13 protein-coding genes and 1 other annotated feature are annotated in these 12,879 nt (G+C 53.1%); of the genes, 5 read left to right on the top strand and 8 right to left on the bottom strand.

Features of this window, described 5'->3' with window-relative positions:
- Positions 1-11: 11 nt before the first annotated feature.
- Together FDX14_RS22700 and FDX14_RS22695 are read left to right on the top strand one after the other, a co-directional pair.
- Complete coding sequence (locus FDX14_RS22700) at positions 12-284, top strand: hypothetical protein (protein WP_137350295.1); 273 nt, start codon at positions 12-14, stop codon at positions 282-284.
- Between the two features lie 194 nt (positions 285-478).
- Entirely contained in the window at positions 479-1,951 is a 1,473-nt protein-coding gene (locus tag FDX14_RS22695; RefSeq protein ID WP_137350294.1) for a GGDEF domain-containing protein, read from the top strand.
- Between the two features lie 32 nt (positions 1,952-1,983).
- Here the strand turns inward: FDX14_RS22695 and trpA are convergent, their stop codons facing one another.
- The 6 genes from trpA to trpL all read right to left on the bottom strand — a co-directional run bounded on the left by trpA (position 1,984) and on the right by trpL (position 8,652).
- On the bottom strand, positions 1,984-2,790 hold the full coding sequence (trpA, locus tag FDX14_RS22690) for a tryptophan synthase subunit alpha (RefSeq protein ID WP_137350293.1): 807 nt from the start codon (positions 2,788-2,790) through the stop codon (positions 1,984-1,986).
- On the bottom strand, positions 2,790-3,983 hold the full coding sequence (gene trpB, locus FDX14_RS22685) for a tryptophan synthase subunit beta (protein ID WP_042308063.1): 1,194 nt from the start codon (positions 3,981-3,983) through the stop codon (positions 2,790-2,792). The genes trpA and trpB overlap by 1 nt, the downstream gene beginning before the upstream one ends.
- 10 nt (positions 3,984-3,993) lie before the next feature.
- Complete coding sequence (gene trpCF, locus FDX14_RS22680; RefSeq protein ID WP_137350305.1) at positions 3,994-5,352, bottom strand: bifunctional indole-3-glycerol-phosphate synthase TrpC/phosphoribosylanthranilate isomerase TrpF; 1,359 nt, start codon at positions 5,350-5,352, stop codon at positions 3,994-3,996.
- A 3-nt stretch (positions 5,353-5,355) separates the two neighbouring features.
- Positions 5,356-6,951: a bifunctional anthranilate synthase glutamate amidotransferase component TrpG/anthranilate phosphoribosyltransferase TrpD gene (gene trpD, locus FDX14_RS22675; RefSeq protein ID WP_038640980.1), complete on the bottom strand. Its 1,596-nt coding sequence runs from the start codon at positions 6,949-6,951 to the stop codon at positions 5,356-5,358.
- On the bottom strand, positions 6,951-8,513 hold the full coding sequence (locus FDX14_RS22670; RefSeq protein WP_137350292.1) for an anthranilate synthase component 1: 1,563 nt from the start codon (positions 8,511-8,513) through the stop codon (positions 6,951-6,953). Before FDX14_RS22670 ends, trpD begins: the two co-directional genes overlap by 1 nt.
- Before the next feature lie 23 nt (positions 8,514-8,536).
- Positions 8,537-8,631 (bottom strand) — a sequence feature (Trp leader region).
- On the bottom strand, positions 8,608-8,652 hold the full coding sequence (gene trpL / locus FDX14_RS22665) for a trp operon leader peptide (protein WP_012905981.1): 45 nt from the start codon (positions 8,650-8,652) through the stop codon (positions 8,608-8,610). (Overlaps the previous feature by 24 nt.)
- 135 nt (positions 8,653-8,787) lie before the next feature.
- On the opposite strand from trpL, the gene rnm reads away from it, so the two are divergent.
- The 3 genes from rnm to rluB all read left to right on the top strand — a co-directional run bounded on the left by rnm (position 8,788) and on the right by rluB (position 11,259).
- A complete protein-coding gene (gene rnm, locus FDX14_RS22660) occupies positions 8,788-9,666 on the top strand; it encodes an RNase RNM (protein WP_042308068.1) in 879 nt (292 codons plus the stop codon).
- Positions 9,663-10,283 (top strand): L-threonylcarbamoyladenylate synthase, encoded by a 621-nt coding sequence (locus tag FDX14_RS22655; RefSeq protein ID WP_042308069.1) that lies wholly within the window; start codon positions 9,663-9,665, stop codon positions 10,281-10,283. Before rnm ends, FDX14_RS22655 begins: the two co-directional genes overlap by 4 nt.
- Positions 10,284-10,383: 100 nt before the next feature.
- Positions 10,384-11,259: a 23S rRNA pseudouridine(2605) synthase RluB gene (gene rluB, locus FDX14_RS22650; protein WP_038640972.1), complete on the top strand. Its 876-nt coding sequence runs from the start codon at positions 10,384-10,386 to the stop codon at positions 11,257-11,259.
- A gap of 83 nt (positions 11,260-11,342) precedes the next feature.
- Here the strand turns inward: rluB and cobO are convergent, their stop codons facing one another.
- Positions 11,343-11,933, bottom strand: coding sequence for a cob(I)yrinic acid a,c-diamide adenosyltransferase (gene cobO, locus FDX14_RS22645; protein ID WP_061381239.1), 591 nt, complete (start codon positions 11,931-11,933; stop codon positions 11,343-11,345).
- Positions 11,930-12,691 (bottom strand): YciK family oxidoreductase, encoded by a 762-nt coding sequence (locus tag FDX14_RS22640; RefSeq protein WP_137350291.1) that lies wholly within the window; start codon positions 12,689-12,691, stop codon positions 11,930-11,932. The genes cobO and FDX14_RS22640 overlap by 4 nt, the downstream gene beginning before the upstream one ends.
- Between the last annotated feature and the right edge of the window lie 188 nt (positions 12,692-12,879).

Below are 12,879 nucleotides of genomic sequence, written 5' to 3'. Positions count from 1 at the left end.
GAGTATTGACGATGTTAACCCGCCATCAGCTCCAGCAAAAAATCACACTTCTGGAATCATTCACCGGCGATGATACGGCTGAGTTTGCCCTGACTGTGGCGCGTGAGTTGCTGAATTGCTTGAATAAAATTGAGATTATAGAGAAACGTATTGCCACTCCGGTTAAACTGCCCTATTGCAGCGCCAGTCCAGTTTGTGAGATCGAAGCAGGGTATGCCGCCGGTGTGAACGACTGTAGAGAGGCTATTCGTCGGGCAGGGTATCCTATTGAAGGGGAGGATTAGTTTGCATTTATGTTAACAAAAATGTGCTTTTATTGTATAAGGTTGTAACTTTAATTCACGCCCAAGAGCGACGCTATTTCAAATCATCATTAGTCTCAGGAAGGTTAACATTCTCTATCAACATACAGCATCGTTATGCAGCAACATAATCGGATAACCGGTTTGGCAATACTGTTAACTATCAGGGTGGGCTCGTGAAGATTGTGCAGGATAAGCTCAGAAACAGGCAGGCACTGCTGGTATCGGGGCTGATTACTCTGGTATTTACCTCGTTGTTTCTGTTTATCATCTACGAACAGCGTATAGCCACCACCAGTGAAGGCATTAACCGCCTGCAAGCTCGGATGCTGGATATTTTCAATGACAATGAACTGATCGCTGATGCGATTGGTGAACGTTATCATCACATCAAAAACGACGATCAATGTGGCGATATATCGCAATTCACCCCCAGGAATAAAGATGAATGGGGAATTAACGCCGACCCAAAGCGGGTGCATTCGGCAACGGGGACAATCATTACCCAGCAAACCAGCCGTGGCGCTTTGTGTATGTATGCGGCGGCGGAGTTTATACGTGGCATGGTGAATGAGTTAAACCCGGGCAGTTTTGATGCGCATCGTTACATCATTGCTAAAAACTCGGATTATTTTTACTGGTTCATGGCGTCTGACTCGCGCCATTTCAGCTTCTCCAGTTCTGACATGGCGCGGAATATCACCAACTTTTTCTATCCGCCCGTCGATTTCTATACCCGACTGTTGCAAAAAAACGTCAAAAACAAAGCCCTTAGCTCCACGAACTTCTATACCGATAAAATTACCGGCGAAAAAGCTTACAGCGTGGTGAGCTATATCTACGATCTGTCTGGCAAAGAAATATCAGATCAAATCGTGGCCTATCTGGTCTATGACCATTCAAAGCCTGAGTTGCAGGAGGCGCTGGCTAATGCATTTGACTATCAAATGCCACAGAGTCTGAACGTGGCGCTGGTGAATTTAACCAACAATGAAAGCCTCTGTTTATCCGGTAAATGCGTGGATAAAACGCGCCTGATGGTGCGCAAGTTATCAGATAAATATGCATTGCACTATTCGCTGTCATTAGGCCGTTTTCTGACACGCGACACACAGGCTGGGATCGTGATTCTGCTGGCGCCGTTCTTTTTCATCATGATCAGTTGCTCACTAAAATCCTGGCTGAATGAAAGCGACCTCAAGGTTTATATAGACACGCTGACCGGCTGCTTTAACCGCCGAATTCTCGATATCATCAAACGTCGTGATTTATCGCACTGCTCGGTGGTGCTACTGGATTGCAATAAGTTCAAGACTGTAAATGATACCTGGGGTCATGCGGCAGGCGATCGGGCGCTGCAAATTATCGCTAACAGAATGCTGTCTAACACTCGAACCAGTCACGATATCGTGATTCGTACCGGCGGGGATGAGTTTATGATCCTGTTGTTTCGTTCGCAGGCAAGTGACGCTACGGCAATTGCGCAACGCATTAGCGGGCAGGTGACCAGTCATGTGTTTGTGGTGGACGGTCATACTGTGCCATTGTCAGTATCGTGGGGGATTGCGGAAGTGAACGGCGAGTTGGATGTGGCAATTCAGAATGCGGATAACGCCATGTATAAAATGAAGCACAAGAAAGAAGGGTAAAACCGCCAGGAGTCTCTGGCGGTTGATTTAGCTTAGTAAGGCGTGGCCGCTTTCATCGCGCTGACAAAGGCTTTCAGCTCCGCCAGCATCTGCTCAGGCGTGGCAACATTCTTCTCAATGATTTTCACAATCGCTGAACCGGAAATTGCCCCGGCAGCACCGGCTTCAATCGCGCCGGTCACCTGGTCAGGTGCAGAGATACCAAAGCCCTGTAATGACGGAGGAGCACCATATTCTTTCAGCTTTTGGACCAGATGATGCAGCGGTAACGCCGCACGATTTTCAGCGCCAGTCACGCCGGCACGCGAAAGCAGATAGGTATAGCCGCGACCGAAAGAGGCAATCTGGCGCAGCAGTTCTTCATCAGCGTTCGGCGGGCAGATAAAAATAGGCGCAATGTTGTGGCGGAGCGCCGCAGCTCTGAATGGCGCAGACTCCTCAACAGGCACATCTGCCACCAAAACAGAATCCACGCCGACTTTCTCGCACTGAGCGTAGAATTCGTCAATACCCTTGCTGAACACCAGGTTGGCATACATCAGCAGACCAATTGGAATGGTGGGGTGTTTCTGACGAATCAATGCCAGCATCTCAAAGCATTGTGACGGTGTCACGCCCGCGGCAAATGCCCGCAGTGTAGCTTCCTGTATGGTCGGACCGTCCGCCAGCGGATCGGAGAACGGAATGCCGAGTTCAAGCGCATCAGCGCCAGCTTCAATCAGCGTATCAATGATTTTCAGTGACTGTTCGACCGACGGATCGCCCAGGGTTACGAAGGGGACAAAAGCACCTTCTTTGCGGTCCTTCAGCTGTGCAAAAAGATTTTCGTAACGTTCCATCAGATTTCCCCTCGCGCTTTCAGAATATCGTGTACGGTGAAAATGTCTTTGTCGCCGCGACCGGAGAGATTAACCACCAGTAACTGCTCTTTTTCCGGATTTTCACGCATCATTTTCAGGGCGTGTGCCAGGGCATGGGAGGATTCCAGCGCCGGGATGATCCCCTCGTGCAGACACAGCGTTTTAAAGGCTTCCAGCGCTTCATCGTCAGTGATTGAAACATAATCGGCACGTCCGATGCTGTTCAGGTATGCATGCTGCGGCCCGACAGACGGGAAATCCAGACCTGCGGAAACAGAGTAAGACTCTTCAATTTGTCCTTCTTCAGTCTGCATCATCGGGGATTTCATGCCAAAGTAAATCCCGACACGACCATGTTTCAGCGGTGCGCCGTGTTCACCGGATTCGATCCCGTGACCGCCTGGCTCTACGCCAATCAGACCGACGCTGGTTTCATTAATAAAATCGGCAAACATGCCGATGGCGTTAGAACCACCGCCCACGCAGGCGATAACAGCGTCCGGCAAACGACCTTCTTTTTCCAGAATCTGCGCTTTTGTTTCTTCGCCGATCATGCGCTGGAACTCACGTACAATGGTCGGGAAGGGATGCGGTCCCGCCGCTGTCCCGAGCATATAGTGCGCGGTATCGTAGCTGCCAGACCAGTCGCGCAGGGCTTCGTTACAGGCGTCTTTCAGCGTTGCAGAACCGCTATGAACAGGAATGACTTCTGCTCCCATCAGACGCATACGGAAAACGTTAGGCGACTGACGCTCAACGTCTTTCGCACCCATATAAATACGGCATTTCAGACCCAGCAATGCACTGGCCAGCGCCGATGCAACGCCGTGCTGACCCGCGCCGGTTTCGGCGATGATTTCCGTTTTCCCCATACGCTTCGCCAGTAACGCCTGACCCAACACCTGGTTAGTTTTGTGCGCACCGCCGTGCAGTAAATCTTCACGCTTAAGATACAGCGTGGTGTTGGTCCCGTTAGTAATGTTCTGGCATTTGGTCAGCGCGGTTGGACGACCAGCATAGTTTTTCAGCAGATCGGTAAACTGCGCCTGAAACTCAGGATCTTTTTGCGCACTGACGAAAGCTTCTTCCAGTTGACGCAGGGCAGGCATCAGAATTTGTGGCACATACATACCGCCAAATTCACCAAAGTACGGATTGAGTAATGTTGTCATGTCCTTTTCCTTAATATGCGCGCAGCGTCTGAAAGACCGAAGCCAGGAGTCGTGCATCTTTGATGCCCGGCTGTGACTCTACGCCAGAATTAAAATCGAGCCCGGCACAGCCGGTTTTTGCCGCGTTGACACAGTTATCGGCGCCAAGTCCGCCAGCCAGTAAAACGTTATCCAGCGATTGCCCGCCTAAAAGCGACCAGTCGAAGCGTTGACCGCTACCGCCCTGGCCGTTGTCGAACACGTACTTATCGACATGCTGATAATCCCTGGCTGGCAATGTTTCGCTCACGCTCAGCGCTTTCCAGATTTGCACCTGTTTGGGCAGCGCATCGCGCAGGGCGTCAACATAGGTCTGATCTTCGCTGCCATGCAATTGCACTGCACTCAGTCCCAGGGCCAACACTTTGTCGCACACCTCGGTAATCTCGGTGTTACGGAACACGCCGACATACTGCAATGGCGCACCGCTTATCACTTCTCGCGCCTGCTCAACGCTAACCGCGCGCGGAGATGAGGGCACGAAAATCAACCCGCCATATATGGCACCCGCTTCATATGCCGCGTTTGCATCCTGAGCCCGGGTCAAACCGCAGACTTTGTTCTCACCAAGCAGAACCCGACGCACGGCGGCGTGCAGGTCATCATGCGACATCAGCGCAGAGCCAATCAGAAAACCGTTGGCGAAGTGGCTAAGTTCGCGTACCTGGCCGTAGGTATTAATACCGGACTCGCTGATGACGGTTACGCCATGACCCAGTCGCGGCGCCAGTTGGCGGGTGCGGTTCAGGTCAATCGACAGATCGCGTAAATCACGGTTATTGATACCAACGACTTTGGCGCCCAGAGCGATAGCACGCTCCAGCTCTTCTTCGTTACTGACTTCGGTCAGAACACCCATCTTCAGACTATGGGCCACGGCGGCGAGTTGACGATATTGCTCATCGTCCAGCACTGACAGCATCAGCAGGCAGGCGTCCGCCTGGTAGAAACGCGCCAGGTAAATCTGGTAAGAATCGATAATAAAGTCCTTACACAGGATGGGCTGCGACGCGATACGGCTGACGATGGGCAGGAAATCAAAGCTGCCCTGGAAATATTTTTCATCGGTCAGTACGGAAATCGCAGATGCATAATGTTTATACACGTCCGCAATCAGTGCCGGGTCGAAGTCATCACGAATCACGCCTTTCGATGGTGAGGCTTTTTTGCACTCCAGAATAAAGGCGGTACGCGCGCCTTGCAGCGCATCGTAGAAATCACGAGCGCTGGGTTGTACGTCATTTTGAAAGCTGGCCAGCGGTTGTTGTTGTTTCCGGGCTTCTACCCAAATCGCCTTGTCAGCGACAATTTTCGCTAAAACGGTTTGCATCATTTACCCTCTTGCTGCCAGCGCAGTGACACGGTCATAGGCCGCGCCGCTACGCAGCACATTAATCACGGTTTGCGCATTGGTTTTTAAATCTTCTTCACCGTGCAGGCGCATTAACATGGCGACATTCGCGGCAACGGCTGCTTCATGAGCGGCTTCACCTTTACCTTGTAACAAGCGACTAAGAATGTCACGGTTTTCTTCCGGCGTGCCGCCCGCCAGCTGTTCCTGATGGTACGGCGTCAGGCCAAAGTCTTCCGCCGTCAGTTGATAGCTCTTGATTTCGCCATCATGCAACTCTGCCACAATAGTCGGCGCATGCAGCGAAACCTCATCCATGCCGCCGCTATGTACGACCGCGGCACGCTGATATCCCAATACGCGCAGCGTTTCGGCAATCGGTAGCACCAGTTCCGGGCTGTAAACGCCGATCAGCGCCAGCGGTGGATGCGCCGGGTTAATCAACGGACCGAGTACGTTAAACAGCGTGCGGGTTTTCAACTGTTGGCGTACCGGCATGGCGTGGCGAAAACCGGTGTGGTATTTCGGTGCAAACAAGAAGCACACACCAAGATCGTCAAGCGCCTGACGGGATTTATCGGCGTTCATGTCCAGATTAATGCCAAACGCCGCCAACAGATCCGAAGATCCAGATTTACTGGAGACGCTGCGGTTGCCGTGTTTGGCCACTTTCAGTCCACAGGCCGCCGCAACGAAAGCGCTGGCCGTGGAGATATTGATACTGTTACTACCGTCACCGCCGGTACCGACAATATCGGCAAACAGATAATCAGGGCGCGGGAACGGGGCGGCGTTTTCCAGCAGCGCGGTTGCCGCACCGGCAATTTCATGCGGGTGTTCGCCACGAATTTTCATGCTCACCAGTGCCGCAGCGAGTTGTTCCGGCTTCAGTTCACCGCGTACTACGGCAGAGAACAGCTGGTGGCTTTCCTGCTGGGATAGCGTCTGAGCCTGATACAGTTTCTCCAGAATAGGTTGCAGCGTATTGGTCTGCTCGAGTTTCTGTTGCGCCCAGGCCAGCGTTTGCTCCAGCAGAAGCGCGCCCTGGGTGGTGAGGATCGATTCCGGATGGAACTGGAAGCCACACACGCGATCGGTATCGTGACGGACCGCCATCACCATGCCGTTAAAGTGGGCGTTGATGGTCAATCCGGCCGGAACGTTGCTGCCTACAAGCGAGTGGTAACGCGCTACCGGCAATGGATTCGCCAGACCGCTGAACATTGCCTGACCGTCGTGTTCAATGCTGGACGCTTTACCGTGCAGGATCTCGCCTGCCTGACCGACATAGCCGCCGTAGGCTTCAACAATCGCCTGATGCCCCAGACAAATACCGATAATCGGTAACTTGCCGCGCAGGCGAGTTAACAGCTCCGGCATGCAGCCCGCTTCGCTTGGCGCACCGGGCCCCGGAGAGAGCATCAGCACCGGGTTTTTCATGGTTGCTAAGCGGTCAATTAACGTCTGGGCCGGAATATGGTTGCGGTAAATCACCACGTTATGACCGTTAGTACGCAGCTGATCCGCCAGGTTATAGGTAAATGAGTCGATGTTATCGAGCAGCAGAATGTCAGCCATTAGAAAGTCTCCTGTGCGTGGTGCGCGGTGGCGATAGCACGCAAAACCGCACGCGCTTTATTACGGGTTTCATCGGCTTCAGACTGCGGAACAGAATCCAGAACAATCCCGGCACCGGCTTGTACGGTGGCAATACCGTCTTCCACGAGGGCGGAACGAATCACAATACAGGTATCCAGATCGCCATGGGCGGTAAAGTAGCCTACCGCGCCGCCATAGCTGCCACGGCGACGACCTTCGGCCTCGGCGATAAGCTGCATGGCGCGAACTTTCGGCGCACCGCTTAGCGTGCCCATATTCATACAGGCGCGGTACGCATGCAGCACATCCAGATCGCTACGCAGTTCGCCGACTACGCGGGAAACCAGGTGCATCACGAAGGAGTACCGATCCACTTTGGTGAGGTCTGCAACGTAGCGGCTACCCGGCGTGCAGATGCGCGCCAGGTCGTTACGCGCAAGGTCAACCAGCATCAGGTGCTCGGAAAGTTCTTTATGATCGGTACGCATCTCCAGCTCGATACGGCTGTCGAGATCGCGGTCCAGCGAGCCATCCGCCCGGCGACCGCGCGGACGCGTTCCGGCAATCGGGTAGATCTCAATCTGCCGGCTGGTGGCATCATATTTCAGCGAGCTTTCCGGAGAGGCGCCGAACAGCGTGAAATCGTTGTCCTGCATGAAAAACATATACGGGCTGGGATTACTTTTCTTCAGCACATAGTAGGCCGCCAGCGGTGACGGGCAGGGCAATGAGAAACGGCGGGACGGAACTACCTGGAAAATCTCGCCTGCGCGAATGGCTTTTTGCATCCCGCGCACCACAGCGCCAAATTCTTCATCGCTCTGGTTACATTCGCAGCGCATCTGCGGAATTTCTGTCACGGGCAGCGGCGGTGCAGGCTCGGTAAGCTGCTGACTCAGTTGCGCCAGACGAGCGTTCAGACGCTGTTTTTCGCCATCGCTGGGGGTAAACACGCTGGCCTGAATGCGGGTACTTTTCTTCTGGTGGTCGATGACCATCAGCGTCTCTGCCAGATAAAAGCAGTAGTCCGGGCAACGATTGCCCGCCTCAAGCTGAGGTAAATCCTCAAAACCGGCAACCAGGTCATAGGAAAACAGACCGCCGAAGAACATCGCTTCACGTTCTTGCGCAGGGACATTGATCAGTTCCTGTAATAAACGAAAAGCGTCAAATACGGAAAGGGAACATAAGCGGGCGTCCTCATCCAGCAACGGGCTTACATTGGGAAATTTCAAATGGCGAATGTTCGGCTGTTGTTCGTTTTCAACGCCAGCAGGCAGCGCAGCATCCAGCAGGGGTAGCAGCGATGCGCCGTTCGCGGAGAGGGCCTTGATAGTGACAGTGTCACCCAGAGCGGTGATGCGCAACGCGCTGTCGACCAGCAACAAGCTCTTCAGATCATCTTTGCTATTAATATCTGCGGATTCAAGCAGCAGCGTCGCTGGACGTGCGCCACACACCTGATGAAACAGCGCTGTTGGATTCTCACGGTAGGCGGCATCGCAGGTAAGCAGTTCGAGTGTCGGTTTTTGTGTTTGCATCGTTATTCTCATTAATTTTGTTCAAAAAAAAGCCCGCTCAGTTGGCGGGCCGGGTATCTGGTTGCATATTGCAGACGTAAGACACTGCCCGAAATCAGGAAGTGCGCCACCAACCGTGCAGGACAAATGTTGCTTTCATCTCAGATACCTTCTTCATGTGAACTTGCGTACTAGTTAACTAGTTCGATGGAGTAAAGTCAACACCTGATTTCAGTAAATTTGTCGAAACCGCTATGATGGGCGCGTTACGACATTTATTTAAACGGGAGCCGCCTTGAGCGACACGAATTACGCAGTGATTTATGACCTGCACAGTCATACTACAGCCTCTGATGGGCGATTAACCCCTGAAGCCTTAGTACACCGTGCGGTAGAGATGCGAGTCGGTACACTGGCGATCACCGATCATGACACCACGGCTGGTATTGCGGCGGCAAGAGAAGAAATTTCACGTTCGGGTTTAGCGTTAAATCTGATCTCAGGTGTTGAGATTTCTACGGTGTGGGAAAATCATGAGATCCATATTGTGGGTCTGAATATTGATATTTCTCATCCACTGATGTGCGAGTTTTTGGCGCAACAAACGGAACGTCGTCAGCAGCGCGCGCGCCTGATTGCTGAACGACTCGATAAAGCGCATATTCCCGGCGCATGGGAAGGCGCGTTGCGTCTGGCTGATGGCGGGGCGGTCACTCGGGGTCATTTTGCGCGTTTTCTGGTGGAGTGCGGAAAAGCCACGACAATCGCGGATGTTTTTAAAAAATACCTTGCCCGTGGGAAAACCGGTTACGTTCCGCCGCAGTGGTGTACAATAGAACAAGCTATTGATGTCATTCATCATTCTGGCGGTAAGGCAGTTCTGGCTCATCCTGGGCGGTACGATCTTAGCGCTAAGTGGCTGAAAAGACTGGTTGCATACTTCGCTGAACACCGTGGTGACGCGATGGAAGTGGCGCAGTGCCAACAGTCTCCCAATGAACGCACCCATCTGGCGACGCTTGCGCGCCAGCATCAATTGTGGGCATCGCAGGGATCTGATTTTCATCAGCCCTGCCCGTGGATTGAACTGGGTCGTAAACTCTGGTTGCCCGCGGGCGTAGAAGGCGTCTGGCAACTCTGGGAACAGCCCGAGACCACAGAGAGGAAAGTATGAGCCAGTTTTTTTATATTCATCCCGAAAACCCACAACAGCGACTGATCAATCAGGCCGTTGAAATCGTGCGTAAAGGTGGGGTGATCGTCTATCCAACCGATTCCGGCTATGCGTTGGGCTGCAAAATTGAAGATAAAGGCGCGATGGAGCGCATTTGTCGCATTCGTCACCTGCCGGATGGGCACAACTTTACGCTGATGTGCCGTGACCTGTCCGAACTGTCGACCTATTCGTTTGTCGATAACGTGGCTTTTCGTTTGATTAAAAATAATACGCCAGGCAACTACACCTTCATCCTGAAAGGGACGAAAGAAGTGCCGCGCCGTTTGTTGCAGGAAAAACGTAAGACCATCGGCCTGCGTGTGCCGTCGAATCCGATTGCGCTGGCGCTGCTGGAAGCACTGGGCGAGCCGATGCTCTCTACATCGCTGATGCTGCCGGGCAGTGAATTTACCGAGTCTGACCCGGAAGAGATTAAGGATCGTCTGGAGAAGCAGGTGGAGCTGATTATCCACGGCGGCTATCTCGGCCAGCAGCCGACCACGGTCATCGATTTAACTGACGATTCCCCGGTGGTCTTGCGTGAAGGCGTCGGCGACGTTAAACCTTTCTTATAAGGGCGCGAACCGCTATACTACGCGGCCTTAAAATGGCGCTGACTGGCGCCGTTGATTCTCCTGTTCGACGCCTGTGAAGGCGACATCTAAAGGAAGCTCTATGAGCGAAAAGTTACAAAAAGTGCTGGCGCGCGCCGGCCACGGTTCTCGCCGTGAAATTGAAACCATTATTGCCGCGGGCCGTGTGAGCGTTGATGGCAAAATTGCCACGCTCGGCGATCGCGTTGAAGTGACGCCGGGTCTGAAAATCCGTATCGACGGTCATCTGATTTCAGTTAAAGAGTCTGCGGAACAAATCTGTCGCGTTCTGGCCTATTACAAACCAGAGGGTGAACTGTGTACCCGTAACGACCCGGAAGGTCGTCCGACCGTATTTGATCGTCTGCCAAAACTGCGCGATGCGCGCTGGATTGCCGTGGGGCGTCTGGATGTGAATACCTGCGGTTTATTGCTGTTCACTACCGACGGTGAACTGGCAAACCGTCTGATGCATCCAAGCCGTGAAGTTGAGCGTGAATATGCGGTGCGTGTGTTTGGTCAGGTTGATGACGCGAAACTGCGCGATCTGAGTCGTGGCGTACAGCTGGAAGATGGTCCGGCGGCGTTTAAAACAATCAAGTTCAGCGGTGGTGAAGGGATCAACCAGTGGTACAACGTCACGCTGACTGAAGGACGTAACCGTGAAGTACGTCGCCTGTGGGAAGCTGTAGGCGTGCAGGTAAGTCGTCTTATCCGTGTCCGTTACGGCGATATCCCGCTGCCGAAAGGCCTGCCGCGTGGCGGCTGGACGGAGCTTGATCTTGCGCAGACCAACTATTTACGTGAACTGGTGGAGCTGAAGCCGGAAACGACCTCTAAAGTTGCCGTCGAGAAAGATCGTCGTCGTATGAAGGCGAACCAGATCCGTCGTGCGGTGAAGCGCCACTCACAGGTCGGCAGCAGCCGTCGTCCGGGTGGTCGCAGCAACAACGGTTAATCATGACCAGGCCTGATAAGCAAAGCGCCATCAGGCGTTAGCGTGGAGCCGGATGCGGCAAAAGCGCCTTATCCGGCCTGGTGTCAGTAATCAATTCCCATCTGAGCCTTCACGCCTGCTTCAAACGCGTGCTTAACCGGGCGCAGTTCGCTCACCGTATCTGCTAACTCCAGAATATCGCGATGACATCCCCGACCGGTGATAATCACCGTCTGATGGGCAGGACGCGCATTTAAGGCATTGATAACCTCTTCAAGCGGCAGATAGTCGTAGGCCACCATATAGGTCAGTTCGTCCAGGATAACCATATCCAGTTCAGCATCAGCCAGCATTCGCTTTCCATGTTCCCATACGGCCATACAGGCTGCGGTATCCGACTCGCGGTTTTGCGTGTCCCAGGTAAATCCTGTCGCCATAACCTGAAACTCTACGCCATGGGGTTCGAGTAAGTTTCGTTCACCGTTTGGCCAGGTCCCTTTAATAAACTGCACCACGCCGACTTTTTTACCATGGCCCACCGCGCGCGTGGCGGTCCCGAACGCAGCGGTGGTTTTACCCTTACCGTTTCCGGTGAACACGATAATGATCCCGCGTTCATCCTTTGCAGCGGCAACGCGGGCATCAACCCGCTCTTTAACGCGCTGCTGGCGCTGCTGGTAGCGTTCTTCACTCATTGAGCTATTCCTGGTTTACGGCCCGGCTGGGCATCGAAAGTCATACCGGTTTTACGGCGGCTGTCATCGCCCATCAGCCACAGGTAGAGCGGCATAATATCGGCGGGGGTTTTCAATTTTTGCGGATCTTCAGTTGGAAATGCACTGGCTCGCATCCCGGTACGCGTACCGCCTGGATTGATACAGTTTACGCGCAGGTGACGGTTCTGATATTCATCTGCCAGAACCTGCATCATGCCTTCGGTAGCGAATTTGGAGGTAGCATATGCGCCCCAATTGGCGCGTCCCTGGCGACCGACGCTGGAAGAGGTAAAGACCAGCGATCCGGCATCGGATTTCAGCAATAGCGGCAGCAATGCCTGGGTCAGCATAAAGGTGGCATTCACATTTACCTGCATGACATCTTGCCAGATCTGCGGATTTTGTTCACTCATTGGACGAATATCACCCAGTAATCCGGCATTATGTAGTACGCCATCCAGACGTGGAAAATGTGCGGCAATGCGCTGTGCGAGCTGGTGGCATTCTTCAGAAGTACAAGTGAGCAGATCCAGCGTGAACCAGTGTGGCTGCGTACCGTTTTCATCGGCAATAGTGCGGGCAACCTGGCGCAGTTTTTCTTCGTTACGCCCAAGCAGAATAACGGTCGCGGCGTAACGCACATAGGTCTGTGCAGCTTCACGTCCGATACCATCACTGGCACCGGTAACCAGAATAATGCGGTCCTGTAAAAGGTCTTGTTTAGGTTGGTAATGCACGGCTACTCCTCGGCAACGCTCTGGCCATCTCGTTCGCGATAACGTTTCGGCTTTATGCCTTAAACCCTGTTCTTTTTCAATCAGCCAAAGGCAATAACACCGCAAAATGAACGCTTTGTCATGCTTTTTGCTGATTCAGCACCAGGATGGATGAAGCAAGACGGGTTAAGCAGCCTGTTGTACACTGA

The sequence above is a fragment of the Citrobacter sp. wls710 genome (assembly GCF_005281115.1).
Classification (GTDB): domain Bacteria; phylum Pseudomonadota; class Gammaproteobacteria; order Enterobacterales; family Enterobacteriaceae; genus Citrobacter; species Citrobacter werkmanii.
This window is presented reverse-complemented; position numbering and strand designations above follow the sequence as displayed.

What these genes read in the sequence shown, in the direction of transcription:
- FDX14_RS22700 (WP_137350295.1), top strand. Translation starts at nt 12, where the DNA reads ATGTTAACCCGCCATCAGCTCCAGCAAAAAATCACACTTCTGGAATCA.
- trpB (WP_042308063.1), bottom strand. Translation starts at nt 3,983, where the DNA reads ATGACAACATTACTCAATCCGTACTTTGGTGAATTTGGCGGTATGTAT.
- FDX14_RS22655 (WP_042308069.1), top strand. Translation starts at nt 9,663, where the DNA reads ATGAGCCAGTTTTTTTATATTCATCCCGAAAACCCACAACAGCGACTG.
- FDX14_RS22670 (WP_137350292.1), bottom strand. Translation starts at nt 8,513, where the DNA reads ATGCAAACACAAAAACCGACACTCGAACTGCTTACCTGCGATGCCGCC.
- rluB (WP_038640972.1), top strand. Translation starts at nt 10,384, where the DNA reads ATGAGCGAAAAGTTACAAAAAGTGCTGGCGCGCGCCGGCCACGGTTCT.
- trpD (WP_038640980.1), bottom strand. Translation starts at nt 6,951, where the DNA reads ATGGCTGACATTCTGCTGCTCGATAACATCGACTCATTTACCTATAAC.
- trpA (WP_137350293.1), bottom strand. Translation starts at nt 2,790, where the DNA reads ATGGAACGTTACGAAAATCTTTTTGCACAGCTGAAGGACCGCAAAGAA.
- trpCF (WP_137350305.1), bottom strand. Translation starts at nt 5,352, where the DNA reads ATGCAAACCGTTTTAGCGAAAATTGTCGCTGACAAGGCGATTTGGGTA.
- cobO (WP_061381239.1), bottom strand. Translation starts at nt 11,933, where the DNA reads ATGAGTGAAGAACGCTACCAGCAGCGCCAGCAGCGCGTTAAAGAGCGG.